At 57.2% G+C, this 25,447-nt stretch carries 25 protein-coding genes; 4 read left to right on the top strand and 21 right to left on the bottom strand.

Annotated elements, in window-relative coordinates:
* Nucleotides 1–28 precede the first annotated feature (28 nt).
* Nucleotides 29–850, top strand: a complete 822-nt coding sequence (ppk2, locus tag ACYZT4_RS21080; protein ID WP_461982792.1) for a polyphosphate kinase 2 — start codon at nucleotides 29–31, stop codon at nucleotides 848–850.
* Nucleotides 851–920: 70 nt separating this feature from the next.
* Here the strand turns inward: ppk2 and glmS are convergent, their stop codons facing one another.
* The 21 genes from glmS to rpmH all read right to left on the bottom strand — a co-directional run bounded on the left by glmS (nucleotide 921) and on the right by rpmH (nucleotide 21,092).
* On the bottom strand, nucleotides 921–2,753 hold the full coding sequence (glmS, locus tag ACYZT4_RS21075) for a glutamine--fructose-6-phosphate transaminase (isomerizing) (RefSeq protein WP_461982791.1): 1,833 nt from the start codon (nucleotides 2,751–2,753) through the stop codon (nucleotides 921–923).
* 1 nt (nucleotide 2,754) lies between these two features.
* Complete coding sequence (locus ACYZT4_RS21070) at nucleotides 2,755–3,531, bottom strand: DeoR/GlpR family DNA-binding transcription regulator (protein ID WP_461982790.1); 777 nt, start codon at nucleotides 3,529–3,531, stop codon at nucleotides 2,755–2,757.
* A 95-nt stretch (nucleotides 3,532–3,626) separates the two neighbouring features.
* Nucleotides 3,627–4,994 carry a bifunctional UDP-N-acetylglucosamine diphosphorylase/glucosamine-1-phosphate N-acetyltransferase GlmU gene (gene glmU, locus ACYZT4_RS21065; protein WP_461982789.1) on the bottom strand — a complete coding sequence of 456 codons (1,368 nt, stop codon included), beginning with the start codon at nucleotides 4,992–4,994 and terminating at the stop codon, nucleotides 3,627–3,629.
* A gap of 117 nt (nucleotides 4,995–5,111) precedes the next feature.
* A complete protein-coding gene (locus ACYZT4_RS21060) occupies nucleotides 5,112–5,537 on the bottom strand; it encodes a F0F1 ATP synthase subunit epsilon (RefSeq protein WP_007969909.1) in 426 nt (141 codons plus the stop codon).
* 45 nt (nucleotides 5,538–5,582) lie between these two features.
* The gene (atpD, locus tag ACYZT4_RS21055; protein WP_140665206.1) at nucleotides 5,583–6,962 is read right to left on the bottom strand and encodes a F0F1 ATP synthase subunit beta; all 1,380 of its coding nucleotides are present in this window, start codon (nucleotides 6,960–6,962) and stop codon (nucleotides 5,583–5,585) included.
* A 27-nt stretch (nucleotides 6,963–6,989) separates the two neighbouring features.
* On the bottom strand, nucleotides 6,990–7,850 hold the full coding sequence (gene atpG, locus ACYZT4_RS21050) for a F0F1 ATP synthase subunit gamma (protein ID WP_461982788.1): 861 nt from the start codon (nucleotides 7,848–7,850) through the stop codon (nucleotides 6,990–6,992).
* Nucleotides 7,851–7,900: 50 nt separating this feature from the next.
* On the bottom strand, nucleotides 7,901–9,445 hold the full coding sequence (gene atpA, locus ACYZT4_RS21045; protein ID WP_461982787.1) for a F0F1 ATP synthase subunit alpha: 1,545 nt from the start codon (nucleotides 9,443–9,445) through the stop codon (nucleotides 7,901–7,903).
* Between the two features lie 21 nt (nucleotides 9,446–9,466).
* Nucleotides 9,467–10,003, bottom strand: coding sequence for a F0F1 ATP synthase subunit delta (locus ACYZT4_RS21040; protein ID WP_461982786.1), 537 nt, complete (start codon nucleotides 10,001–10,003; stop codon nucleotides 9,467–9,469).
* Between the two features lie 12 nt (nucleotides 10,004–10,015).
* Nucleotides 10,016–10,486: a F0F1 ATP synthase subunit B gene (locus ACYZT4_RS21035; RefSeq protein WP_259497800.1), complete on the bottom strand. Its 471-nt coding sequence runs from the start codon at nucleotides 10,484–10,486 to the stop codon at nucleotides 10,016–10,018.
* A gap of 56 nt (nucleotides 10,487–10,542) precedes the next feature.
* Nucleotides 10,543–10,800, bottom strand: a complete 258-nt coding sequence (gene atpE / locus ACYZT4_RS21030; protein ID WP_002555987.1) for a F0F1 ATP synthase subunit C — start codon at nucleotides 10,798–10,800, stop codon at nucleotides 10,543–10,545.
* 133 nt (nucleotides 10,801–10,933) lie between these two features.
* A complete protein-coding gene (gene atpB / locus ACYZT4_RS21025) occupies nucleotides 10,934–11,803 on the bottom strand; it encodes a F0F1 ATP synthase subunit A (protein WP_461982785.1) in 870 nt (289 codons plus the stop codon).
* Between the two features lie 16 nt (nucleotides 11,804–11,819).
* Nucleotides 11,820–12,227: a F0F1 ATP synthase subunit I gene (locus ACYZT4_RS21020; protein WP_461982784.1), complete on the bottom strand. Its 408-nt coding sequence runs from the start codon at nucleotides 12,225–12,227 to the stop codon at nucleotides 11,820–11,822.
* A 148-nt stretch (nucleotides 12,228–12,375) separates the two neighbouring features.
* On the bottom strand, nucleotides 12,376–13,248 hold the full coding sequence (locus tag ACYZT4_RS21015; protein WP_461982783.1) for a ParB/RepB/Spo0J family partition protein: 873 nt from the start codon (nucleotides 13,246–13,248) through the stop codon (nucleotides 12,376–12,378).
* Between the two features lie 9 nt (nucleotides 13,249–13,257).
* Complete coding sequence (locus ACYZT4_RS21010) at nucleotides 13,258–14,055, bottom strand: ParA family protein (RefSeq protein ID WP_017341702.1); 798 nt, start codon at nucleotides 14,053–14,055, stop codon at nucleotides 13,258–13,260.
* A gap of 18 nt (nucleotides 14,056–14,073) precedes the next feature.
* On the bottom strand, nucleotides 14,074–14,718 hold the full coding sequence (gene rsmG / locus ACYZT4_RS21005; RefSeq protein WP_461982782.1) for a 16S rRNA (guanine(527)-N(7))-methyltransferase RsmG: 645 nt from the start codon (nucleotides 14,716–14,718) through the stop codon (nucleotides 14,074–14,076).
* Entirely contained in the window at nucleotides 14,715–16,613 is a 1,899-nt protein-coding gene (gene mnmG, locus ACYZT4_RS21000) for a tRNA uridine-5-carboxymethylaminomethyl(34) synthesis enzyme MnmG (RefSeq protein WP_461982781.1), read from the bottom strand. The genes rsmG and mnmG overlap by 4 nt, the downstream gene beginning before the upstream one ends.
* A gap of 550 nt (nucleotides 16,614–17,163) precedes the next feature.
* Nucleotides 17,164–18,534, bottom strand: coding sequence for a tRNA uridine-5-carboxymethylaminomethyl(34) synthesis GTPase MnmE (gene mnmE, locus ACYZT4_RS20995; RefSeq protein ID WP_461982780.1), 1,371 nt, complete (start codon nucleotides 18,532–18,534; stop codon nucleotides 17,164–17,166).
* A 79-nt stretch (nucleotides 18,535–18,613) separates the two neighbouring features.
* Entirely contained in the window at nucleotides 18,614–20,299 is a 1,686-nt protein-coding gene (gene yidC / locus ACYZT4_RS20990) for a membrane protein insertase YidC (RefSeq protein WP_461982779.1), read from the bottom strand.
* A gap of 2 nt (nucleotides 20,300–20,301) precedes the next feature.
* Nucleotides 20,302–20,547 carry a membrane protein insertion efficiency factor YidD gene (gene yidD / locus ACYZT4_RS20985; protein WP_010207715.1) on the bottom strand — a complete coding sequence of 82 codons (246 nt, stop codon included), beginning with the start codon at nucleotides 20,545–20,547 and terminating at the stop codon, nucleotides 20,302–20,304.
* Complete coding sequence (gene rnpA, locus ACYZT4_RS20980; RefSeq protein WP_027926203.1) at nucleotides 20,540–20,941, bottom strand: ribonuclease P protein component; 402 nt, start codon at nucleotides 20,939–20,941, stop codon at nucleotides 20,540–20,542. Before rnpA ends, yidD begins: the two co-directional genes overlap by 8 nt.
* 16 nt (nucleotides 20,942–20,957) lie before the next feature.
* Nucleotides 20,958–21,092 carry a 50S ribosomal protein L34 gene (gene rpmH, locus ACYZT4_RS20975; RefSeq protein WP_003213577.1) on the bottom strand — a complete coding sequence of 45 codons (135 nt, stop codon included), beginning with the start codon at nucleotides 21,090–21,092 and terminating at the stop codon, nucleotides 20,958–20,960.
* 566 nt (nucleotides 21,093–21,658) lie between these two features.
* Between rpmH and dnaA the strand changes: the two genes are divergently transcribed.
* Genes dnaA through recF form a run of 3 tightly spaced genes read left to right on the top strand, consistent with a single transcriptional unit; the run spans nucleotide 21,659 to nucleotide 25,445 of the window.
* A complete protein-coding gene (gene dnaA, locus ACYZT4_RS20970; protein WP_461982778.1) occupies nucleotides 21,659–23,179 on the top strand; it encodes a chromosomal replication initiator protein DnaA in 1,521 nt (506 codons plus the stop codon).
* Between the two features lie 38 nt (nucleotides 23,180–23,217).
* Nucleotides 23,218–24,321, top strand: coding sequence for a DNA polymerase III subunit beta (gene dnaN / locus ACYZT4_RS20965; RefSeq protein WP_461982777.1), 1,104 nt, complete (start codon nucleotides 23,218–23,220; stop codon nucleotides 24,319–24,321).
* Between the two features lie 20 nt (nucleotides 24,322–24,341).
* Entirely contained in the window at nucleotides 24,342–25,445 is a 1,104-nt protein-coding gene (gene recF, locus ACYZT4_RS20960; RefSeq protein ID WP_461982776.1) for a DNA replication/repair protein RecF, read from the top strand.
* Nucleotides 25,446–25,447: the final 2 nt, after the last annotated feature.

Genomic DNA, 25,447 nt, shown 5'->3' with positions numbered 1-25,447 from the left:
ATAACCGTGGATTTGTGAGGTTTTGGTCATGGCGAAAGATAGGGAACACGCACGCAGGGCACTTGCAGCTGACAGTTTAAAAATGACGAACAAGGACTACCTGAAAGCGCTACGCCACCTGCACGTCGAAACCGTAAAGCTGCAAGAGTGGGTCAGGCAAAAGGGCATCAAGGTGTGCATTGTTTTCGAGGGACGCGACGGGGCGGGCAAGGGGGGCACCATCAAGGCGCTGACTGAACGGGTAAGCCCGCGTATTTTTCGGGTGATCGCTTTGGCCGCGCCGACCGAACGCGAGAAAAGCCAGATGTATGTGCAGCGCTATTTGCCACACTTGCCGGCGGCTGGCGAAGTGGTGATCTTCGATCGCAGTTGGTACAACCGTGCGGGCGTAGAGCGCGTGATGGGCTTTTGCACGCCCGAGCAGGCGACTGGCTTCCTGAAATCCGTTCCCTTAGTGGAACGCGCGATCGTCGATTCAGGCGTCATCCTCATCAAGTATTGGCTGGAAGTCAGTCAGGAAGAGCAGACGCGCAGGCTCCAGGCACGCATAAAGGACGGACGCAAAACCTGGAAGCTGACGGGCATGGACCTCAAGTCATACAGCCGCTGGTATGACTACTCCCGCGCCCGTGACGAAATGTTCAAGACGACCGACACCGACCATGCGCCATGGTTTGTGGCCAACTCGAATGACAAACGGCGGGCTCGGCTGAACATCATCACCGACTTGCTCAGCCGCATTCCCTACAAGGAGCTACCAAGGGACGAGGTGAAGTTACCCAAACGCCAAAAACCGGGCAGTTATCGAGAACCGGATTATCCATTGCGGTTAATCCCCGAAAAATTCTAGCGCGCAACGTAAGAGGGGCGAAGATCTGTCGGGAAACAGAATTCGCCCCTTTTTGTCACCTGTGGATAACTTATTCCACCGTCACCGACTTCGCCAGGTTACGCGGCTGGTCGACGTCCGTGCCTTTCAACACCGCAACGTAGTACGAAAGCAATTGCAGCGGAATGGTGTAGAGGATCGGCGACAGGATGTCGTGGATGTGCGGCATGTGCACAACGTGGGTGCCTTCGCCGTTGGTCATGCCCGCCTTCTCGTCAGCGAAGACGATCAGTTGGCCGCCACGGGCGCGCACTTCCTGGAGGTTGGACTTCAACTTCTCCAGCAATTCGTTGTTCGGCGCCACGGTGACCACGGGCATGTCGTTATCCACCAGCGCCAACGGGCCGTGCTTCAGCTCGCCAGCCGGGTAGGCTTCGGCGTGGATGTAGGAGATTTCCTTGAGTTTCAGGGCTCCTTCCATCGCCACCGGGAATTGCGCGCCACGCCCGAGGAACAGCGTGTGGTTCTTCTCGGCGAACAGTTCGGCGATTTTTTCTACAGTGCTGTCCATCGCCAAGGCCTCGCCCAAGCGAGTTGGCAGACGACGCAATTCTTCGACCAGGGTGGCTTCGACGCCTTTGGCCAGCGTGCCGCGAACCTGGCCCAGGGACAGTGTCAGCAACAGCAGACCCACCAACTGAGTGGTGAACGCTTTGGTCGACGCGACGCCAATTTCGCGGCCGGCCTGGGTCAGCAAGGTCAGATCGGATTCGCGCACCAGCGAGCTGATGCCCACGTTGCAGATGGCCAGGCTGGCGAGGAAGCCCAGCTCTTTGGCATTGCGCAACGCGGCCAGGGTGTCGGCGGTTTCGCCGGACTGGGAAATGGTTACGAACAGCGTGTCAGGTTGAACCACCACTTTGCGGTAGCGGAACTCACTGGCGACTTCGACCTGGCACGGGATGCCGGCCAGCTCTTCGAGCCAGTAACGAGCAACCATGCCGGCGTGGTAGCTGGTGCCGCAGGCGACGATCTGTACGTTACGTACTTTGGCGAACAACTCGGCAGCCTGTGGGCCGAAGGCCTGTACCAACACCCCATTCGGGCTGAGACGGCCTTCTAGGGTGCGTTGCACAACAGTCGGTTGCTCGTGGATTTCCTTGAGCATGAAGTGGCGGAATTCGCCTTTGTCGGCCGCTTCGGCACCGTCGCGGTACTGCACGCTTTCACGCACGACTTCTTTGCCGCTGACGTCCCAGATCTGCACGCTATCGCGACGAATTTCGGCGATGTCGCCTTCTTCCAGGTACATGAAGCGGTCGGTGACCTGACGCAGGGCCAGTTGGTCCGAAGCGAGGAAGTTTTCCCCCAGGCCCAAACCGATCACCAACGGGCTACCACTGCGGGCGGCGACCAGGCGATCTGGCTGATCAGCGCTGATCACCGCCAGACCGTAAGCGCCGTGCAGTTCTTTAACGGTGGCTTTGAGGGCCACAGTTAGATCGTGCAGGTCCTTGAGTTTGTGGTTCAGCAGGTGGGCGATGACTTCGGTGTCGGTGTCCGAAGTGAACACGTAACCCAAGGCTTTCAGCTGTTCACGCAGGGCTTCGTGGTTTTCGATGATGCCGTTGTGCACCACCGCCAGGTCACCGGAGAAATGCGGGTGAGCATTACGCTCGCACGGCGCACCGTGTGTGGCCCAGCGTGTGTGTGCGATACCGAGGCGACCGATCAGCGGCTCGGCTTCAAGCGCCTGTTCCAGCTCACTGACTTTGCCCGGGCGACGCATGCGCTCAAGTTTGGCGTCATTGGTAAACACCGCCACGCCGGCGCTGTCGTAGCCGCGGTATTCCAGGCGCTTCAGCCCTTCGACCAGGATGGCGGTGATGTTACGTTCTGCGACTGCGCCGACAATTCCACACATGCTATTTCTCCTGACTGACAGCCGCGCAAATCAAAGTGATACCGCGGGCCTGAATCTGATCGCGTGCTTCAAGTGGCAGGCGATCATCGGTAATAAGGGTATGGACGCTGCCCCAGGGCAGTTCCAGGTTGGGAATCTTGCGGCCGATTTTGTCGGCCTCGACCATCACGATCACTTCGCGGGCAACATCGGCCATGACGCGGCTGAGCCCCAGCAATTCATTGAAGGTCGTGGTACCGCGCACCAGGTCAATGCCGTCCGCACCGATGAATAACTGGTCGAAATCGTACGAGCGTAGTACCTGCTCGGCGACTTGGCCCTGAAAGGATTCGGAATGCGGGTCCCAGGTGCCACCGGTCATCAGCAGCACAGGTTCATGCTCCAGTTCGCTCAGGGCATTCGCGACATGCAGGGAATTGGTCATCACCACCAGACCCGGCTGTTGCCCGAGTTCAGGGATCATCGCAGCGGTAGTGCTGCCGCTGTCGATAATGATCCGCGCATGCTCGCGAATTCGCGTGACTGCAGCCCGCGCGATGGCCTGTTTGTGTTTGGAGACAGGTTGACCGATATCCGCGACCAACTCCTGAGGCATGGTGATAGCACCGCCATAACGGCGCAATAACAGACCGTTGCTTTCGAGTGCGGCCAGATCCTTGCGAATCGTAACTTCCGAAGTTTCAAAGCGCTTGGCCAACTCATCCACACTGACTTCGCCCTGCTCATTGAGCAAGGCGAGGATGTTGTGACGACGTTGAGGTGTATTGCGCTTGGACATGGTCTGGTAAGTTTCGATTCGAAAGATAACGGAAGCAATCAAAACCTATTGGCGAAACTTCGTCAAGCGCGGGGCGATAAAAAGATCTGTGGAACTTACGGCTTCTTGATCTTCACCGGCCGCTTCCAGCCATCGATATTCTTCTGGCGCGCACGGCCGACGGCCAACTGATCCTTATCCACATTCTGGGTAATGGTCGATCCGGCCGCGGTGGTTGCGCCGCTGGAGATATCCACAGGCGCCACCAAAGCGTTATTGGAGCCGATGAACACGTCCTCTCCCAACACGGTTTTCCATTTGTTGGCACCGTCGTAGTTGCAGGTGATGGTGCCTGCACCGATGTTGGTCCGCGCTCCGACTTCGGCATCGCCCAGATAGGTCAGGTGTCCGGCCTTCGCGCCTTCGCCGAGGTGAGCATTTTTCAGTTCGACAAAGTTACCCACATGCGCGCGAGCCTCCAGCACCGTCCCCGGACGCAGACGGGCGAACGGCCCCGCATCGCTGCCTTCGCCGAGGATGGCACCGTCGATATGGCTGTTGGCTTTGATCACCACACCTTTGCGCAAGGTGCTGTCCTTGATCACGCAGTTCGGACCGATGACCACGTCGTCTTCAATGACGACTTTGCCTTCGAGGATCACGTTGATGTCGATCAGCACATCGCGGCCGACGGTCACTTCACCACGCACATCAAAGCGGGCCGGGTCGCGCAGGGTCACGCCCTGGGCCATCAAACGACGGCCGGCGCGCAACTGATAGTGACGCTCGAGTTCGGAAAGTTGCTTGCGGTCGTTGGCGCCCTGCACTTCCATGGCGTCATGCGGCTGCTCGGTAGCCACTACCAGGCCATCGCTGACCGCCATCGCGATCACGTCGGTCAGGTAGTACTCGCCTTGGGCATTGTGGTTGGAGAGCCGGCTCATCCAGTCGCCGAGTTGGGCAAAGGGCACCGCCAGAATGCCGGTGTTGCCTTCGGTGATCGCGCGCTCGGTTTCGTCGGCGTCCTTTTGCTCGACGATGGCGGTCACTTTGCCAGCGGCATCACGGACGATGCGGCCATAGCCGGTCGGGTCGTCCAGCTCGACGGTCAGCAAGCCCAGTTGCTGTGGAGCAACGTGCTTGAGCAGGCGCTGGAGGGTGTCGACTTCGATCAACGGCACGTCACCGTAGAGAATCAAAACGGTGTCGGACTCAATGAATGGCACCGCTTGGGCAACCGCGTGGCCGGTACCCAGTTGCTTGTCCTGCAGAACAAAATTCAAGTCATCCGCCGCCAGACGTTCACGCACGGCATCGGCTCCGTGGCCGATCACGACGTGAATGCGCTGTGGATCAAGTTGCCGGGCGCTGTGGATAACATGGCCAAGCATCGAATTGCCGGCAATCGGATGCAGGACTTTCGGCAACGCCGAGCGCATGCGAGTGCCCTGTCCAGCAGCGAGGATAACGATTTCAAGAGACATGACTGGCTACCAATCCTGGGTGGTCAGCGGTTGCGACCAAGTAATTAAATTCGGAAAAGAAAAAAGGGTAGCCGAGGCTACCCTTTTTTATCAATCGCGCAATTTAGTAGAGGCCTGTTAGTGGCCAAACTTCTTGCGGATCTGCTGGACGGTGCGCAGCTGAGCTGCAGCCTCGGCCAGACGTGCGGCGGCAGAACCGTAATCGAATTCCGCGCCCCGCTCATGCAAGGCCTTCTCGGCAGCCTTAACGGCTTCCTGAGCGGAGGCTTCGTCCAGGTCGGCAGCCCGTTGCACGGTGTCGGCAAGAACCTTGACCATGTTCGGCTGAACCTCGAGGAAACCACCGGAGATGTAATACACCTCCTCTTCCCCGCCCTGCTTGACCAGGCGGATCGGGCCTGGCTTGAGATTAGTGATCAGCGGCGCGTGGCCCAGGGCGATACCAAGATCACCCAGTGCACCGTGCGCAATCACCATCTCGACCAGGCCGGAGAAAATTTCCCCTTCCGCGCTGACGATATCGCAATGGACTGTCATAGCCATCTGATTGCCTCAACCTAAATTAGCGCCCGTTGCCGGGCGCCGGGATTACAGTTTCTTGGCTTTCTCGATCGCTTCTTCGATGCCGCCGACCATGTAGAACGCTTGTTCTGGCAGGTGGTCGTAGTCACCGTTGAGGATGCCTTTGAAGCCAGCAATGGTGTCTTTCAGGGAAACGTATTTACCCGATGCACCGGTGAAGACTTCAGCCACGAAGAACGGCTGCGACAAGAAACGCTGGATTTTACGAGCACGGTTTACCAACTGCTTGTCGGTTTCCGACAGCTCGTCCATACCCAGGATCGCAATGATGTCCTTCAGTTCTTTGTAACGCTGCAGAACATACTGTACACCGCGAGCGGTGTCGTAGTGGTCCTGGCCGATCACGTTCGGGTCCAGCTGACGCGAAGTCGAGTCGAGTGGATCGACCGCCGGGTAGATACCCAGGGAAGCGATGTCACGGGACAGAACGACGGTGGCGTCCAAGTGGGCGAAGGTGGTCGCTGGCGACGGGTCAGTCAAGTCATCCGCCGGTACGTATACCGCCTGGATCGAAGTGATCGAACCGTTCTTGGTCGAAGTGATGCGCTCTTGCAGAGTACCCATCTCTTCGGCCAGGGTCGGCTGGTAACCTACTGCGGAAGGCATACGGCCCAGCAGTGCGGATACTTCAGTACCGGCCAGGGTGTAACGATAGATGTTGTCGACGAACAGCAGAACGTCGTTACCTTCGTCACGGAACTTCTCAGCCATGGTCAGGCCGGTCAGTGCTACGCGCAGACGGTTACCCGGCGGCTCGTTCATCTGACCGTAAACCAGTGCCACTTTGTCCAGAACGTTGGAATCCTTCATCTCGTGGTAGAAGTCGTTACCCTCACGAGTACGCTCACCCACACCGGCGAACACGGAATAACCGCTGTGCTCGATGGCGATGTTACGGATCAGTTCCATCATGTTTACAGTTTTGCCTACACCGGCACCACCGAACAGACCGACTTTACCGCCCTTGGCGAACGGGCAAACCAGGTCGATAACCTTGATGCCGGTTTCCAGCAGGTCGTTGCCGCCCGCTTGTTCAGCGAAGGTTGGCGCAGGACGGTGAATGCCCCAGCGCTCTTCGGTGTCGATCGGGCCAGCTTCGTCGATCGGGTTACCCAGCACGTCCATGATCCGGCCCAGCGTCGCTTTACCGACCGGTACGGAGATGGCAGCGCCAGAGTCGGTGACTTCCAGACCGCGCTTCAAGCCCTCGGTGGAACCCATCGCAATGGTACGAACCACGCCGTCGCCCAGCTGTTGCTGAACTTCCAGGGTGGTTTCAGCCGCGCTCACTACTTTCAGCGCGTTGTAGATGCTCGGTACGCTGTCGCGTGGGAATTCCACGTCGATAACGGCGCCGATGATTTGAACGATACGTCCGCTACTCATAGCTGGATCCTCTGAATATTTGAACCGTTAAACCGCGGCAGCGCCGCCGACGATTTCCGAGATCTCTTGGGTGATCGCAGCCTGACGCGCCTTGTTGTAGACCAGCTGCAAATCGCTGATCAAATCACCGGCGTTGTCGGTAGCGTTCTTCATCGCGATCATCCGCGCAGCCTGTTCAGCCGCGTTGTTCTCGACCACCGCCTGGTAGACCTGCGACTCCACGTAACGGACCATCAAGCCGTCAAGCAGCTCTTTGGCATCCGGTTCGTACAGATAATCCCAGTGGTGCTTGAGTTCCTTATCCGGGGTTGCCACCAATGGAATCAATTGCTCCACGGTAGGCTGCTGCGTCATGGTGTTGATGAACTTGTTGGACACCACGGACAGGCGGTCAATACGGCCGTCCAGGTAGGCATCCAGCATCACCTTGACGCTGCCGATCAGGTCATTGATCGACGGCTCTTCACCCAGGTGGCTGATAGCTGCTACGACGTTACCGCCGAAGTTGCGGAAGAAAGCCGCACCCTTGCTACCCACAACACACAGATCGATCTCGACGCCGTTTTCACGGTTTTTCGCCATGTCCTTGACCAAGGCCTTGAACAGGTTGGTGTTCAAGCCACCACACAGACCACGGTCACTGCTCACCACGACATAACCAACGCGCTTGATTTCACGGTCGATCATGAATGGGTGGCGATATTCCGGGTTAGCGTTGGCCAAATGACCAATAACCTGGCGGATGCGCTCCGCATAAGGACGGCTAGCAGCCATGCGCATTTGTGCCTTGCGCATTTTACTGACCGCCACTTTTTCCATGGCGCTGGTAATCTTTTGCGTGCTTTTGATGCTCGCAATCTTACTGCGAATCTCTTTTGCGCCTGCCATGTAACACCTATCAGGTTAGCAAGCGGGAGCCTTTCGGCCCCCGCTGCGGCTTACCAGGTTTGGGTGGCCTTGAACTTCTCGATACCGGCTTTGAGGCCAGCGTCGATTTCGTCATTGAAGTCACCCTTCACGTTGATCTTCGCCATCAAATCGGCGTGATCGCGGTTGAAGAAAGCAATCAGCGCTTGTTCGAAGCTGCCGATCTTGGCGATTTCAACGTCAGTCAGGAACCCACGCTCAGCGGCATACAGCGACAGCGCCATGTCAGCAATCGACATTGGTGCGTATTGCTTCTGCTTCATCAGCTCGGTAACGCGCTGACCATGCTCAAGTTGCTTACGGGTCGCTTCGTCCAGGTCAGAAGCGAACTGGGCGAATGCCGCCAGTTCACGGTACTGAGCCAGAGCGGTACGGATACCACCGGAGAGCTTCTTGATGATCTTGGTCTGAGCGGCACCACCCACACGGGATACCGAAACACCGGCGTTCACAGCAGGACGGATCCCGGAGTTGAACATGGCCGATTCCAGGAAGATCTGACCGTCGGTGATGGAAATCACGTTGGTCGGAACGAACGCGGAAACGTCGCCAGCCTGGGTTTCGATGATCGGCAGTGCAGTCAGCGAACCGGTTTTGCCGGTCACTGCGCCTTTGGTGAACTTCTCTACGTATTCTTCCGAAACGCGGGATGCGCGCTCCAGCAGACGGGAGTGGAGATAGAACACGTCGCCTGGGTAAGCTTCACGGCCTGGTGGACGGCGCAGCAGCAGGGAAATCTGGCGGTAAGCCACTGCTTGCTTGGACAGATCGTCATAAACGATCAGCGCGTCTTCACCGCGGTCGCGGAAGAATTCACCCATGGTGCAACCGGAGTACGGTGCCAGGAATTGCAATGCTGCAGATTCCGAAGCGCTCGCTGCGACGACGATGGTGTTAGCCAGCGCGCCGTTTTCTTCCAGCTTGCGAACCACGTTGGCGATGGTCGATTGTTTCTGACCGATTGCAACGTAGACGCAGAAAATGCCGCTGTTCTTCTGGTTGATGATCGCGTCGATCGCCAGAGCGGTTTTACCGATCTGACGGTCACCGATGATCAGCTCACGCTGGCCACGGCCGACAGGAATCATGGCATCGACAGCCTTGTAGCCAGTCTGTACAGGCTGGTCTACCGACTTACGCCAGATCACGCCTGGAGCAACTTTCTCGACCGCATCGGTCTCGGTGTTGTTCAGCGGACCTTTGCCGTCAACAGGATTACCCAGTGCGTCGACTACGCGACCCAGCAGTTCCTTACCAACCGGAACTTCGAGGATGCGGCCGGTGCACTTGGCGCTCATGCCTTCAGCCAGAGACTGGTAGGAGCCCAAAACTACGGCACCTACAGAGTCTTGCTCGAGGTTGAGAGCCATACCGAAGACGCCGCCCGGAAACTCGATCATCTCGCCGTACATTACGTCGGCCAGACCGTGAATCCGCACGATACCGTCAGATACGCTGACGACAGTGCCTTCGTTACGGGCTTGGGAGGTCACATCGAGCTTGTCGATGCGGCCCTTGATAATTTCACTTATTTCGGAAGGATTGAGTTGCTGCATTGCTCTGCTGCCCCTTCAAACTCAAGATTTCAATGCTTCGGCAAGGCTCGCGAGTTTGCCGCGAACCGAGCCATCGATAACCAGGTCGCCGGCGCGGATGACAATGCCCCCAATAAGGGATTTGTCTTCCTCGACTTGCAGGCGCACTTCCCGGTTGAGTCGTGCACTGAGAACCTTGGCGAGTTTGTCTTGCTGTTCTTGGTTCAATGCGAAAGCACTGGTCACTTCAACGTCTACCGACTTCTCTTGTTCAGCCTTGTACAGGTCGAACAGAGCGGATATCTCCGGCAAAAGCGGGAGACGGTCGTTTTCGGCAACGACGTGGATGAAGTTCTGCACCTTCACATCAAACTTGTCGCCGCACACGTCAATAAACGTGGCGGCCTTGTCTGCGCTCGTCAGTCGCGGGGCCTTGAGCACGCGCTGCATGGTGTCGTCTTGCGACACTGCTGCAGCCAGGCCGAGCATGGCTGACCAAGAGGCCAGTTGCTGGTGGGCCTGGGCGTGCTCGAAGGCTGCCTTAGCGTAAGGTCGGGCCAACGTGGTCAATTCTGCCATGATCGCCCTCGCTTAAATTTCAGCAGCCAGTTTGTTAACCAGCTCCGCGTGCGCGTTTTGATCGATTGTGGCACCCAGGATCTTCTCGGCGCCGCCGACGGCCAGAGCACCCAGTTGGGCACGCAGCGCATCTTTGACACCATTCAGTTCCTGCTCGATCTCGGCCTGAGCCTGGACCTTCACACGGTCAGCGTCGATACGGGCTTTTTCAACAGCCTCTTCAACGATCTGATTACCGCGTTTCTTGGCTTGCTCAATGATTTCAGCTGCTTGAGCCTTAGCTTCGCGCAGTTGTTGACCCGCTTTATCTTGGGCCAACTCCAGGTCGCGAGCTGCTCGGGCGGCAGCGTCCAGTCCATCCGCGATCTTCTTCTGACGTTCGTGCAAAGCCGCGATGACCGGAGGCCACACGAACTTCATGCAAAACAGTACAAAAATGAAGAACGCAACGGACTGGCCAATCAGGGTTGCATTAATGTTCACGCCAACACCTCGCTCGTTCGTTGCACATCAAACCAATCACTCGAAGGTTCGAGTGATTAGCCAGCGAGTTGACCAACGAATGGGTTCGCGAAGGTGAAGAACAGAGCTATACCTACACCGATCATGGTGACGGCGTCGAGCAGACCGGCAACGATGAACATTTTAACTTGCAGCATTGGAACCATTTCTGGCTGACGCGCGGCGCCTTCCAGGAACTTGCCGCCCAACAGGCCGAAACCAATTGCGGTACCCAGTGCGCCCAGGCCGATCAACAGTGCAACAGCGATAGCGGTTAGACCAACTACAGTTTCCATCTTTCCTCCCGACTTTTACGTCGTATGGTTTAGGTTTTTTAGATTTTAAAGCGGTAAAACAAATCGTTTCATAGCCCTGTTCGGGCACCCACCCGTTTGACCGGGTGGGACATCAGACTAGTCGAGACTGGTCTTAATGGTTTTCTTCGTGCGCCATCGACAGGTAGACAATGGTTAGCATCATGAAGATAAACGCCTGCAGGGTGATGATCAGGATGTGGAACACAGCCCACGCCCACTGCAGAACTACGCCCAGGCCGCTAAGCCAGAGCAGACCGCTGCCGAACATCACAGCAATCAGAATGAAGACCAGCTCACCGGCGTACATGTTGCCGAACAGACGCAGTGCCAGCGAGATCGGCTTGGCGATCAGCGTCACGAATTCCAGCAGGAAGTTCACCGGAATCAGCAGCGCTTGCAGGAAGATATTCTTGCTGCCAAACGGGTGCAGGGTCAGTTCGCCGATGAAGCCGCCGATGCCCTTGACCTTGATGCTGTAGAAAATGATCAACGCGAACACCGACAGAGCCATGCCCAGGGTAGCGTTCGGGTCAGTGGTCGACACCGCACGGAACGGAATGTGATGGTCGCCGGTGATCAGGATGGCCAGCTGAGGAATCCAGTCGACCGGGATCAGGTCGACGGCGTTCATCAGGAAGACCCAGACGAAGATGGTCAGTGCCAGCGGTGCAATCACCGGGCTACGGCCATGGAAGCTGTCTTTCACGCTGCCATCGACGAATTCGACCAATACTTCAACGAAGTTCTGCAAAGCACCAGGCTGACCGGAAGTCGCCTTCTTTGCCGCCATGCGGAAAAGAAGAACGAAGATCAGACCCAACGCGACCGACCAGCCGAGGGTATCGACGTGGAAAGCCCAGAAGCCCATTTCCTTGGCTTCAGCTGCGGTGTGGGCAAAACCCCACCCGCCAGTTGGGTGCTGACCGAAGGTCAGGTTCTGCAAGTGGTGCTGGATATAGCCCGAAGCGGTTGTTTCTGCCATGGTTGCCTCAAACGCCCTAAGGTCTCGAAAGTCTTGTTTTCATCAGCAGGGGCGCGAACCAGCTGACCATTTGGGTCAACACGAAGACGCCGAATACCGCTAGCGGCGCCAATGGCTTCACACCTGCAAACGTCAATGCAAAGAGCACTGCCGTCAAAATCAGTTTGCCCGCCTCGCCGGCATAAAAAGACCGGACGATGGCTTGAGCTGCTCGGGCGCCGGAAAACCGAAATGCCCTGTGAGCGAAATAAACATTGGGAAGCAAGGCTATCAGGCCTCCGCAAAGTCCTGAGTACCCGGCAACGACTCCATGCCATTGCCACAGCGCCAAAGCGGCGATCAGCAAAACGACAAACTGAGCCATTAACACCGGAAAAACTGCCAGGCGATGGAACGGCAAGCGGTTTGGCGTGCGGCTTTCCATCACAATTACTCTCCAATGGTCGGCTGCCAGAATTCAATAACTTGGCATAATTTGTGCCGACAAAATGCGCGCAGAGTATAGGGGCGGTTCAGCCCCTATTCAACTGTCAGGTAGTGATTTCCGACTGCACGCTACATGAGGAAATGTTTCAGCGAATGTGCGCAAGCACACCCTGAAGCTCATCGAGGGAGTTGTAACCGATCACCAACTGCCCCTTCCCCTTCTTTCCGTGTCGGATCTGCACCGCAGAGCCTAGGCGCTCAGCCAGGCGCTGCTCAAGTCGGGCGATATCCGGGTCGGTTTTTACCGGTTCGGCAGGTTCCTGTTTGCCACTCAACCACTGGCGAACCAGTGCCTCAGTTTGGCGCACAGTCAGCCCCCGTGCGACAACATGTCGCGCCCCTTCAACCTGTTGATTCTCCGGCAAACCAAGCAAAGCACGCGCATGACCCATTTCCAGGTCACCGTGGGACAGCATGGTTTTGATGACTTCCGGCAACGCGATCAAGCGTAGCAGGTTGGCGACGGTCACGCGGGACTTGCCCACGGCTTCGGCCACTTGTTGCTGAGTCAGCTGGAATTCCTGCTGCAAACGCTGCAGGGCGACCGCTTCTTCGATCGGATTGAGGTCTTCGCGCTGGATGTTCTCGATCAGCGCCATGGCGATCGCTGTTTCATCCGGCACGTCGCGAACCATCGCCGGGATGGTTTCCTGGCCAGCCTGCTGACTGGCGCGCCAGCGGCGTTCACCGGCAATGATCTCGAAACGACCGCTACCGATCGGACGCACCACGATCGGCTGCATCACGCCTTGCGCCCTGATCGACTGTGCCAGCTCTTCCAGTGCCTGCGGGTCCATATCGCGGCGTGGCTGGTACTTGCCGCGCTGAATCAGGTCCAGGGGCAGGTGTTGCAGCTCACGTTGATCGGCTTGAACCGCTTGTTCTTCCAGCGAGCTGACAGTCGGACCGCTCAGCAGTGCATCCAGTCCACGTCCGAGACCTCGTTTCTTGACGGCCATGGGGATTCCTTAAGTTGGCTGAGCAGCGGCAGTGCGTGAATTTTTGCGCTGACGACGAACCATCTCGCCGGCCAGTGCCAGATAGGCAATGGCGCCACGCGATGTCTTGTCGTACGCCAGCGCCGGCATGCCATAGCTTGGCGCTTCGGCCAGGCGGATGTTGCGCGGAATGACGGTGTCGTAGAGCTGCTCGCCGAAGTGTTCTTTCAACTGCGCCGACACGTCGTTCATCAGGCTCAGGCGCGGGTCGTACATGGTCCGCAACAGGCCTTCGACTTTCAGGTTCGGGTTCAGCAGTTCGGCGATGCGCTTGATGTTATCCACAAGGTCGCTCAAGCCTTCGAGCGCAAAGTACTCGCACTGCATGGGGATAATTACCCCGTCAGCCGCGACCAATGCGTTCAGGGTCAGCATCGACAGCGAGGGTGGGCAGTCGATCAAAATGTAATCGTAGTTTTCACGGATCGGCGCTAGCGCGCTGCGCAGACGGCTTTCCTTCATCTGCATTTCCAGCAGAACCACTTCAGCCGCCGTCAGATCGCGGTTGGCCGGCAGCAACTGGTAACCACCGTGCTCGGAGTAGTGCATGGCCTGGGCCAGGTCACATTCACCGATGAGCAGGTCGTAGACCGAGTTTTCCAGGCCGTGTTTATCCACACCGCTACCCATGGTGGCGTTGCCCTGTGGATCAAGATCGATCAACAGCACCCGGCGCTTGGTAGCGACCAGGGAAGCTGCGAGGTTGATGCAGGTGGTGGTTTTACCCACACCACCCTTTTGGTTCGCAATCGCGAATACCTTAGCCATTCTTGCTTGTGTTCCCAATCATGCCGTGCGGCGCAGTATCAGCAGATGGCGTTGGCCTTGGCAACCAGGTACGGCCAGGGCGTGTTCGCTATCGAGGTGGAAGTCTGCCGGCAATGCTACCAGCTCATCGGCTGGATGAACGCCCTTCATTGCCAGCCAGCGTGTATCGGCGTCGCCGAGGTGGCGCGTCCAGTTGCTGAAGTTCTCCATGCTGCTGAATGCCCGGGAAATAATCCCGTTGAACGGTTGTGCAGGCTGGAAAGCTTCGACGCGGCTGTGGATAACTTGCAGGTTATCCAGTTTGAGTTCGAGTTTGACCTGCGTCAGGAAGCGCGTTTTCTTGCCGTTGCTGTCCAGGCAGGTCACTTGCGACGCTGGAAACAGGATGGCCAACGGGATACCCGGCATGCCGCCGCCGCTGCCAACGTCCAGCCAGCGGCCGTTTTCGATGAACGACATCACGCTCAGACTATCGAGCAGGTGACGGGAGACCATTTCGTCCGGATCGCGCACGGCGGTCAGGTTGTAAGCCTTGTTCCATTTGATCAACAGGGCCAGATAGCCCAGCAGCAACGCGTGCTGGGTTTCTGTGAGTGTGACACCGAGCTGGCGAGCACCTGTGGATAACTCTTCGGCGTGTTGCGAGGTGACCAACGAACTCAAGCGCTTTGCTCCAACTGACGGCCCGCGCCGCGTTTTTTCAAATGAATCATCAACAGCGAAATCGCTGCCGGCGTGACGCCCGGAATACGTGACGCCTGGCCCAGGGTTTCTGGACGGGTCGCGCCGAGCTTGCTCTGGATCTCTTTGGAGAGACCGGAAATGTTCGTGTAATCGATATCCACAGGCAGTTTCGTGTCTTCACTGGCGCGCAGACGAACGATTTCATCCTGTTGACGATCGATGTAGCCGGCGTATTTGGTTTTGATTTCGACCTGCTCGGCAACCTGTGGATCTTCCGCGCCGCCACCAGTCACGGCGATCAGCCCAGCGTAGTCGATTTCCGGACGGCTCAAGAGGTTGAGCAGGTTGTATTCATGAGTCAGCGGCGTGCCGAACTTTTCGGCAATCGCATCGCCTTGCTCGGTGCCCGGGCGCACCCATGTGCTTTTCAAGCGCTGTTCTTCCAACGTGATGCTTTCACGTTTGGTGCAGAACGCCTCCCAACGCGCATCGTCGACCAGACCTAGCTCGCGACCCTTTTCGGTCAGGCGCAGGTCGGCGTTGTCTTCACGCAGGATCAGGCGGTATTCGGCACGGGACGTGAACATCCGGTACGGCTCTTGAGTTCCCAGGGTAATCAGGTCGTCGACCAACACGCCGATATACGCCTCATCACGACGCGGGCACCAGGAATCCTTGCCTTGAGCGCGCAGTGCAGCGTTGGCCCCGGCCAGCAAACCTTGGGCGCCGGCCTCTTCGTAGCCCGTCGTGCCGTTGATTTGCCCGGCGAAAAACAGACCGCCGATGACCTTGGTTTCAAGGCTGTACTTCAGGTCGCGCGGGTCGAAGTAGTCGTACTCGATGGCGTAGCCCGGACGAACGATGTGCGCGTTTTCCATGCCGCGGATCGATTGCACGATCTGCAATTGAACATCGAACGGCAGGGAGGTGGAGATCCCGTTCGGGTACAGCTCGTGGGTGGTCAAACCTTCCGGTTCGATGAAGACCTGATGGCTTTCCTTGTCGGCAAAGCGGTGGATCTTGTCTTCGATCGACGGGCAATAACGCGGACCAATGCCTTCGATCAACCCGGCATCGGAATACATCGGCGAACGGTCGAGGTTGGCGGCAATGATTTCGTGGGTACGGGCGTTGGTGTGGGTAATCCAGCAACTGACCTGCTTCGGGTGCTGTTCTTTGGAACCCATGAACGACATCACCGGAATCGGCGTATCGCCTGCCTGTTCGGTCATCACCGAGAAATCCACGGAGCGACCGTCGATACGCGGCGGTGTCCCGGTTTTCAGGCGACCGACACGCAGCGGCAGTTCACGCAGACGGTGAGCGAGGGCGATCGATGGCGGATCACCGGCGCGACCACCGGAATAGTTCTGCATGCCGATGTGGATAAGTCCACCGAGGAAGGTGCCAGTGGTCAACACCACGGAGTCGGCGAGGAAACGCAGGCCCATTTGGGTGACAACACCGCGCACCGTGTCCTGTTCGACGATCAGGTCATCAGCGGGTTGTTGAAATATCCACAGGTTCGGCTGGTTTTCCAGGGCTTCGCGGACAGCGGCTTTGTACAGAACCCGGTCGGCTTGAGCGCGAGTTGCACGCACGGCCGGGCCTTTACGGCTGTTCAACACGCGAAACTGAATACCGCCCTTGTCGGTAGCCATGGCCATCGCGCCACCGAGGGCGTCGATTTCTTTCACCAAGTGGCTTTTACCGATGCCGCCAATGGCAGGGTTGCAGCTCATGGCACCGAGGGTTTCCACGTTGTGCGTCAGCAACAGGGTTTTCGCCCCCATGCGTGCTGACGCCAGTGCTGCCTCGGTACCGGCATGACCGCCGCCGATGACGATCACTTCAAAACGGGAAGGGAAATCCACCACGCACCTCGTGCCTGCTTAAGTAGGTAATTCAGGAATAGTTTGAGCCCGGGTTTCTGGACCCGGTCGGCAAGTATAGGGACTTCGCCCTTCCTAAAGAACCCTTTGCACAAAATTTAACCAGCTGTGGAAAAGTCGCGGTTATAGAAATTAAAAAGAAAGAAATTTATTAAATCTTTGTTTTTATGTTTATTTCTACAGAGCACGTTTTCTGTGGATAGATCTACACAAGCCTTTATATTCAATGTGTACAGAGAATCAAAACCCTGTGGTCATGTGCCAATGAGGCCCTTGGATAACCGGTTTAAGCCTGTGGATGAAAGGGGTTGTTATCCACAGGTGAGATTATCTTCAGTTTTCAGGCCCTGTTATCAACTGCCCTTAGACGTAGTTACTCACAGGGCTTAATCCACAGAAATCGCTAAGATCGCCAAATCTGAGGTGCAGTAAAACCGCTCAAGCAGAAATAAATCAGCTCGGCACTGGAGGAAAATTTTGGGAAAGAGGAAACAGACAGGCGCGAATGGCCTGTCTGTGAATTACGGGAAGACTATTTACCGATACAGAAGCTGGAAAAAATGCGTCCAAGCAGGTCATCGGAGCTGAATGCACCCGTGATCTCGCCCAAGGCATGCTGAGCCTGACGCAAATCTTCGGCCAGTAGCTCACCGGCGCCTGCCAGGGTCAGCTGTGCACGGCCATGTTCGAGGGACGCGCTGGCATGCCGCAACGCCTCGAGGTGACGCCGGCGAGCGCTGAAGCTGCTCTCGGACGTCTGCTCGTAGCCCATGCAGGCCTTGAGGTGATCGCGCAGCAGGTCCAGACCTTGACCAGCAGACTTGGCACTGAGGCTGATGGTGACATGACCATCCTCGCTGACTTCCAGGGCGATGGGCTCGCCGGTGAGGTCGGCCTTGTTACGGATCAAGGTGACTTTCGCCGGGTCCGGGCGGATTTCCAGAAATTCCGGCCACAACGCGAAAGGATCAAGCGCTTCCGGGGCGGTGGCATCGACCACCAGCAGCACTCGATCCGCCTCGCCGATGGCTTTCAATGCCCGTTCAACGCCGATTTTTTCCACGTGATCGTCGGTATTCCGTAGACCGGCGGTATCGACGACGTGCAGCGGCATGCCATCGATGTGGATATGTTCGCGAAGGATGTCCCGGGTCGTGCCGGCGATCTCGGTGACGATCGCCGCTTCACGCCCGGCGAGCGCGTTGAGCAAACTGGATTTGCCGGCATTCGGCCGGCCGGCGATCACCACGGTCATACCGTCACGCAACAACGCGCCCTGCCCGGCTTCGCGCAGAACGGTGGATAACTCGTCTCGGACTTTATCGAGCATGCTCAGCACGTGGCCATCCGCAAGAAAGTCGATTTCTTCCTCCGGGAAGTCGATGGCTGCTTCGACGTAGATGCGCAAACCGATCAACTGCTCGGTGAGGTTATGCACACGCTCGGAGAACGCGCCCTGCAAGGAACGCAGGGCATTGCGTGCGGCCTGTGCAGAACTGGCTTCGATCAAATCGGCGATCGCCTCAGCCTGCGCCAGGTCGAGTTTGTCATTCAGAAAGGCGCGCTCGCTGAATTCACCTGGTCGGGCCAGACGGCAGCCCAGTTCAAGGCACCGCTTCAAGAGCATATCCAGAACAACGGGACCGCCATGACCCTGCAGTTCCAGCACGTCTTCGCCGGTGAACGAGTTGGGTCCCGGGAAATACAAGGCAATGCCCTGATCCAGCACTTCATCGTTTTCACCGAAGAACGGGCCGTAATGGGCGAATCGCGGCTTGAGTTCACGACCGCTGAAGGCTTCGGCTGCAACGCTCGCCAGCGGCCCGGAAATGCGGACGATGCCCACACCGCCACGACCTTGAGCGGTGGCAACGGCGGCGATGGTTTCACGAGGAACGCTCATAAACCGGTATCCAGACAAAAGTGACAGATAGCAAAACGCCCCACTAGGGGGCGTTTTGAGTGGTTATCCACAGTGTAAATCAAGCGGCAGCTTTGGTAGCTCGTTCGATTTTACGGGTGATGTACCACTGTTGGGTGATGGACAGGCAGTTGTTGACTACCCAATACAGCACCAGACCAGCCGGGAACCACAGGAAGAAGAAAGTGAAGATGATTGGCATCAGCTTCATCACCTTGGCCTGCATCGGATCCGGAGGCGTCGGGTTCAACTGCTGCTGGATAAACATGGTTGCGCCCATGATGATCGGCAGAATGAAGAACGGATCCTTGATCGACAGGTCGGTAATCCACAGCATGAACGGCGCCTGGCGCATTTCAACGCTTTCCAGCAGAACCCAGTACAGCGAGAGGAACACCGGCATCTGCACGAGGATTGGCAAGCAACCACCCAGCGGATTGATCTTCTCTTTCTTGTACAGCTCCATCATGGATTGCGACATTTTCTGCCGGTCATCGCCATGTTGCTCTTTCAGCGCGGCCAGTTTCGGTGCCACTGCGCGCATGCGCGCCATGGATTTGTAGCTGGCGGCCGACAGTGGGAAGAACAACCCCTTGATCAGCATGGTCAGGAAGATGATCGACCAGCCCCAGTTACCGACCAACGCATGGATGTGTTGCAGCAGCCAGAAAATTGGCTGGGCAATGAACCACAGAATGCCGTAGTCGACGGTCAGTTCCAGACCTGGGGACAACTCTTTCAGGACAGCCTGGCTTTTCGGACCGGCGTACAACACCGCGCTGACTTCGGCTTTAGCACCTGGCGCAACGGTCAATGCTGGCGCGGTGTAGCCAATGATGTAGTTGCCTTTGCTGTCTTTACGGGTCTGGACGACATTGTTTTCGCCCTTCGCCGGAATCCACGCAGTCACGAAGTAGTGTTGCAGCCAGGCAACCCAACCACCGTTGACGGTTTCTTTCAGCTGAGCCTTGTCCATGTCCTTCATCGACACTTTCTTGTACGGCTCGTTACTTGTCCACAGGGCGGCGCCCAGGTAAGTCGCGGTGCCGGTGGCAGTGCTGGAAGAAGGATCGGAGCTGGCGTCACGCTTGAGCTGGGCAAACATCGCACCCGACCAAGGCTTGCCGCTTTCGTTGTCGATCAGGTAGGAAACGGTTACGTCGTACAGGCCACGTTTCACAGTGAAACGCTTAATGTAGTTGACGCCGTCCTTGCTGAACTTCAGGTCTACGACCAATTGGTCCTGACCGTCAGCCAGTTGGTAGACCTTCTTCTCCGAGGAGTAAACCGGACGACCCGCAGGACTTGCGTCCGGGCCATCGGTACCGATCAAACCGCTCTGGGCCAGGTAAGTCCGCTCGTTGCCGTTATCGAACAACTGGAATGGAATTTCCGGATGGTCCTGGCGACGTGGATACAGTGGCAGCGTCAGCTGGGCAACATCGCCACCCTGTGGATCGATAGACAGGTTGAGCACATCCGTTTTGATCTGGATGAGATCTTTGCTTGCCGCTACTGGTGTTTCAGCAGGTGCAGTGGCACTGGTATCGCTTGCGGCGCGTGGAATGTCGTCACTGACAGAAGCATTATTGCCAGTCGCCGTATCCGGTAGGCCCGGTGCGGTAGTACTGGAAGCAACATTCTGAGTCGGCAAGGCAGCCTGGCCATAGTCCTGGTTCCATTTAAGAACCATAACGTAGGACACGATTGCGAGGGCGACGATCAGGATCGTGCGTTTGATATCCATGATTACTCGGCCATCGAAGAAGAACGGGAGGTAGGGATAGGCGGAACCGGGTCATAACCACCGGGATTCCACGGATGACAGCGACCTAAACGACGAAAGGTCAGCCAGCCACCGCGAAGAAGGCCATGATTTTCTATGGCTTCTAACGCGTAGCAGGAACAACTGGGGTAGAAACGACAGTGACTGGCCATCAGGGGACTAATGGCATAGCGGTAAAACTGGATCGGAACGAGTGCCAGTTTACGCATCGGGACTGTCTACCCCTACAGTTTCGGTTTTGACTGCTGGTACTGGCGTGCTGCGTGCCAGACGCTTCCAGAGTTTGCCGAAATGCTGAATCAATTCGGGGTTTTCTACGTCACCCAAACCTTTGCGCGCGACGATAACAATGTCCCAGCCGACCAGCGAATCCTGGTGCAGACGGAACGATTCGCGCATCAGACGTTTGAGGCGATTGCGCTCGACGGAGAGCTTTACGCTCTTTTTCCCGATAACCAGCCCGAGTCGGGGGTGATCAAGATCGTTGTTGCGCGCAAGGAGCAGGAGATTTTTCCCCGGAACCTTGCCGGTAGGGGAGTCAAAGACTGCCTTGAAATGCCGGGGGGTAAGCAGACGCTTTTCCCGACTGAAGTCCTGACTCACCTTCAGTGCCGGATTATCAAACTGCCAGACGCGCACGACCTTTTGCGCGACGACGCGACAAAACGGCGCGGCCGTTCTTGGTAGCCATGCGAGCACGGAAGCCGTGGGTGCGAGCGCGTTTGATAGTGCTTGGTTGGAAAGTACGTTTCATTGTCGTGTTACCTGGTTCGTCCACAACGGGCCGGAATGGCCCCCGTTTTAAGAGACCGGGGATTCTAGAGAAAGCAAGCCTCTAGGTCAATTTCCAACCAGCGTTTCCTGATAAATAGATCGCGAACGTTTCACCGGCCTTCAACCCGGAACCAAATATAGAAATAAAGAAGGAAAGTATTTAAAGCTTTTTTATAAAGCTTATAAAAGCTAGGGCCGCGTTCAACTGTGGATAACTGCTTTGAAGCCTTATAAAACGTGGTGTACAGAGAATGACAACTACAGTGGAAAACGGTGGTCAGCCTGTGCTGCACTGTCGGATAAGCTGTGTGTGAAACGGCTGGTTATCCACAGGCTGGTTATCCACCGGGTTTGGCCCCCACTTGTACAACGACCTCAGGGCCGGTTATCCACAGACCTTATGCACAGACCATTGGTCGTCTTTTTTTCGTATAAATCGTTGATTCTTCTTGGTTGGTGACCCACCTACGTGTGGATAAGTCAGCGTCTGGTCGCTACAATGGCCGCTTGTTTTTGCCTCACCGGCTTTCAACTTAGGGGATATCCGTGTCAGTGGAACTTTGGCAGCAGTGCGTGGAGCTTTTGCGCGATGAGCTGCCTGCCCAACAATTCAACACTTGGATCCGTCCACTACAGGTCGAAGCCGAAGGCGACGAGTTGCGTGTCTACGCACCGAATCGTTTTGTTCTCGATTGGGTCAACGAAAAGTACCTGGGCCGCGTTCTCGAGCTCCTGGATGAGCACGGCAATGGCCTGGCGCCGGCGCTGTCCTTATTAATAGGCAGCAAACGCAGTTCGGCTCCTCGTGCCGCACCCAATGCACCGCTGGCCGCCGCAGCGTCTCAAGCCCAGGCGGCTCACGCGCCGGCCAGCGCTCCGAGCCCTGCCCCGGTCGCCGCGCCAACCAAGCGTTCGACGCAGAAAATGGCCGAGGTCAATGAAGAGCCATCGCGCGACAGCTTCGACCCGATGGCGGGCGCCAGTTCTCAACAGGCCCCGATTCGCTCTGAGCAGCGTACGGTGCAGGTCGAAGGCGCGCTCAAGCACACCAGCTACCTGAACCGCACCTTCACCTTTGAAAACTTCGTCGAAGGTAAATCCAACCAACTGGCGCGGGCAGCGGCCTGGCAGGTGGCGGACAATCCCAAGCACGGTTACAACCCGCTCTTCCTTTATGGGGGCGTTGGCTTGGGTAAGACCCACTTGATGCACGCTGTGGGTAACCATCTACTAAAGAAGAATCCGAATGCCAAGGTCGTGTACCTGCATTCCGAGCGTTTCGTCGCCGACATGGTCAAGGCGCTGCAACTGAACGCAATCAACGAGTTCAAGCGCTTCTACCGCTCGGTGGATGCGTTGCTGATCGATGACATTCAGTTTTTCGCCCGCAAAGAGCGCTCCCAGGAAGAATTTTTCCACACCTTCAATGCCCTGCTTGAGGGTGGCCAGCAGGTCATTCTGACCAGTGACCGCTACCCGAAAGAAATTGAAGGCCTTGAAGAACGCCTGAAATCCCGCTTCGGCTGGGGCCTCACGGTTGCCGTCGAACCGCCGGAGCTGGAAACCCGTGTCGCGATCCTGATGAAAAAGGCCGACCAGGCCAAGGTCGATCTGCCTCACGACGCCGCGTTCTTTATTGCCCAGCGCATTCGCTCCAACGTCCGTGAGCTGGAAGGTGCGCTCAAGCGCGTCATTGCCCACTCACACTTCATGGGCCGCGATATCACCATTGAGCTGATCCGCGAATCCCTGAAGGACCTGTTGGCGCTGCAAGATAAACTCGTCTCTGTGGATAACATCCAGCGCACCGTCGCCGAGTACTACAAGATCAAGATTTCCGACCTGCTGTCCAAGCGTCGTTCACGCTCGGTCGCTCGTCCGCGTCAGGTTGCCATGGCGTTGTCCAAAGAGTTGACTAACCACAGCCTGCCGGAAATCGGCGATGTGTTTGGCGGCCGCGACCATACGACTGTTTTGCACGCCTGCCGCAAGATCAACGAACTTAAGGAATCCGACGCGGACATCCGCGAGGACTACAAGAACCTGCTGCGTACACTGACCACTTGATGCATACCGCGCAGCTAATCAAGGCAAGGGACTAGACCATGCATTTCACCATTCAACGCGAAGCCCTGTTGAAACCCCTGCAACTGGTCGCAGGCGTCGTCGAGCGCCGACAGACCTTGCCGGTGCTCTCCAACGTGCTGCTGGTTGTCGAAGGCCAGCAATTGTCGCTGACCGGTACGGACCTGGAAGTCGAGCTGGTCGGTCGTGTACAACTCGAAGAGTCGGCAGATCCGGGTTCCATCACTGTGCCTGCGCGCAAGCTGATGGACATCTGCAAGAGCTTGCCGAACGATGCGCTGATCGACATCAAGGTCGACGAGCAGAAGCTGGTGGTGAAGGCTGGGCGTAGCCGCTTCACCCTGTCGACCTTGCCGGCCAATGATTTCCCGACGGTTGAAGAAGGCCCGGGTTCGCTGACTTGCAGCCTGCAACAAAGCAAGCTGCGTCGCTTGATCGAACGCACCAGCTTCGCCATGGCCCAACAGGACGTGCGTTATTACCTCAACGGTATGCTGCTGGAAGTCTCCGCCGGTATCATTCGCGCCGTCGCCACCGATGGTCATCGTCTGGCCATGTGCTCGATGCAGGCGGACATTGGGCAACCGGATCGCCATCAGGTGATCGTGCCACGCAAGGGTATCCTTGAGCTGGCGCGCCTGCTGACCGAGCCGGACGGCCTCGTCAGCATTGTTCTGGGTCAGCACCACATCCGCGCGACCACCGGCGAGTTCACTTTCACCTCGAAACTGGTCGACGGTAAATTCCCGGACTACGAGCGCGTTCTGCCCAAGGGCGGCGATAAGCTTGTGCTGGGCGACCGCCAGGCGCTGCGTGAAGCGTTCAGCCGTACAGCGATTCTGTCCAACGAGAAATATCGCGGTATCCGTCTGCAACTGGCCAATGGTCAGCTGAAGATCCAGGCCAATAACCCGGAGCAGGAAGAAGCGGAAGAAGAAGTGGGCGTTGAGTACAACGGCGGCAATCTGGAGATCGGTTTTAACGTGAGCTATTTGCTCGACGTGCTGGGCGTGATGACCACCGAACAGGTTCGCCTGATCCTGTCCGACTCCAACAGCAGTGCGCTGGTGCAAGAGTCCGACAACGATGACTCGGCCTACGTCGTCATGCCGATGCGTCTGTAATCATGCCCAGCAGAAGCTAGATGTCCTTAAGTCGCGTCTCGGTCACCGCGGTGCGCAATCTGCACCCGGTGACCCTCTCCCCCTCCCCCCGAATCAATATTCTGTACGGCGCCAACGGCAGCGGCAAAACCAGTGTTCTGGAAGCCATTCACCTGCTGGGGCTTGCCCGTTCGTTTCGTAGTGCCCGTCTGCTGCCGGTTATTCAGTATGAACAACTGGCGTGTACGGTGTTCGGTCAAGTCGAGTTGGCTGAGGGCGGACACAGTGCCCTGGGCGTATCCCGGGACCGCCAAGGCGAGTTCCAAATCCGCATCGACGGGCAGAACGCGCGCAGTGCCGCACAGCTGGCGGAAATTTTGCCGTTGCAACTGATCAACCCCGACAGCTTCCGCTTGCTAGAAGGCGCTCCGAAGATTCGTCGGCAGTTTCTCGACTGGGGTGTGTTCCACGTGGAACCGCGATTCATGTCCACCTGGCAGCGCTTGCAGAAGGCCCTGCGCCAGAGAAACTCTTGGCTGCGACATGGTACACTTGACGCCGTTTCGCAAGCGGTTTGGGACAGGGAACTGTGCCAGGCCAGCGATGAAATCGATGAATACCGTCGCGCTTATATCAAAGCCTTGAAACCAGTCTTTGAACAGACCTTGAGCGAGTTGGTTGAACTTGAGGGTTTGACGCTTAGCTATTACCGAGGTTGGGACAAAGACCGCGAGTTGAGTGCAGTCCTCGCTGGGTCCGTTCAACGGGATCAGCAAATGGGCCATACCCAGGCCGGACCACAACGCGCTGATTTGCGTCTCAAATTGGGCGCACATAATGCCGCGGACATTTTGTCCCGCGGTCAGCAGAAGTTGGTGGTCTGTGCATTACGGATTGCCCAAGGGCACTTGGTCAGCCAGGCCCGACGCGGTCAGTGTATTTATCTGGTGGATGACTTGCCGTCCGAACTGGACGAGCACCACCGTCGCGCGCTTTGCCGCTTGCTGGAAGACTTACGCTGCCAGGTGTTCATCACCTGTGTAGATCAAGAATTATTGAGGGAGGGCTGGCAGACGGAAACGCCAGTCGCTCTGTTCCACGTGGAACAGGGCCGTATCACCCAGACCCACGACCATCGGGAGTGAAG

This window comes from Pseudomonas sp. GB2N2 (assembly GCF_054897705.1).
This window is presented reverse-complemented; position numbering and strand designations above follow the sequence as displayed.

Coding starts and splice junctions, on each gene's coding strand:
- mnmE (WP_461982780.1), bottom strand. CDS start 18,534: ATGAGCGTTCCTCGTGAAACCATCGCCGCCGTTGCCACCGCTCAAGGT.
- atpA (WP_461982787.1), bottom strand. CDS start 9,445: ATGCAGCAACTCAATCCTTCCGAAATAAGTGAAATTATCAAGGGCCGC.
- yidC (WP_461982779.1), bottom strand. CDS start 20,299: ATGGATATCAAACGCACGATCCTGATCGTCGCCCTCGCAATCGTGTCC.
- dnaN (WP_461982777.1), top strand. CDS start 23,218: ATGCATTTCACCATTCAACGCGAAGCCCTGTTGAAACCCCTGCAACTG.
- atpB (WP_461982785.1), bottom strand. CDS start 11,803: ATGGCAGAAACAACCGCTTCGGGCTATATCCAGCACCACTTGCAGAAC.
- atpE (WP_002555987.1), bottom strand. CDS start 10,800: ATGGAAACTGTAGTTGGTCTAACCGCTATCGCTGTTGCACTGTTGATC.
- rpmH (WP_003213577.1), bottom strand. CDS start 21,092: ATGAAACGTACTTTCCAACCAAGCACTATCAAACGCGCTCGCACCCAC.
- ACYZT4_RS21010 (WP_017341702.1), bottom strand. CDS start 14,055: ATGGCTAAGGTATTCGCGATTGCGAACCAAAAGGGTGGTGTGGGTAAA.
- atpD (WP_140665206.1), bottom strand. CDS start 6,962: ATGAGTAGCGGACGTATCGTTCAAATCATCGGCGCCGTTATCGACGTG.
- glmU (WP_461982789.1), bottom strand. CDS start 4,994: ATGTCTCTTGAAATCGTTATCCTCGCTGCTGGACAGGGCACTCGCATG.
- ACYZT4_RS21015 (WP_461982783.1), bottom strand. CDS start 13,248: ATGGCCGTCAAGAAACGAGGTCTCGGACGTGGACTGGATGCACTGCTG.
- glmS (WP_461982791.1), bottom strand. CDS start 2,753: ATGTGTGGAATTGTCGGCGCAGTCGCAGAACGTAACATCACCGCCATC.
- atpG (WP_461982788.1), bottom strand. CDS start 7,850: ATGGCAGGCGCAAAAGAGATTCGCAGTAAGATTGCGAGCATCAAAAGC.
- recF (WP_461982776.1), top strand. CDS start 24,342: ATGTCCTTAAGTCGCGTCTCGGTCACCGCGGTGCGCAATCTGCACCCG.
- ppk2 (WP_461982792.1), top strand. CDS start 29: ATGGCGAAAGATAGGGAACACGCACGCAGGGCACTTGCAGCTGACAGT.
- ACYZT4_RS21060 (WP_007969909.1), bottom strand. CDS start 5,537: ATGGCTATGACAGTCCATTGCGATATCGTCAGCGCGGAAGGGGAAATT.
- yidD (WP_010207715.1), bottom strand. CDS start 20,547: ATGCGTAAACTGGCACTCGTTCCGATCCAGTTTTACCGCTATGCCATT.
- ACYZT4_RS21070 (WP_461982790.1), bottom strand. CDS start 3,531: ATGTCCAAGCGCAATACACCTCAACGTCGTCACAACATCCTCGCCTTG.
- ACYZT4_RS21040 (WP_461982786.1), bottom strand. CDS start 10,003: ATGGCAGAATTGACCACGTTGGCCCGACCTTACGCTAAGGCAGCCTTC.
- ACYZT4_RS21020 (WP_461982784.1), bottom strand. CDS start 12,227: ATGGAAAGCCGCACGCCAAACCGCTTGCCGTTCCATCGCCTGGCAGTT.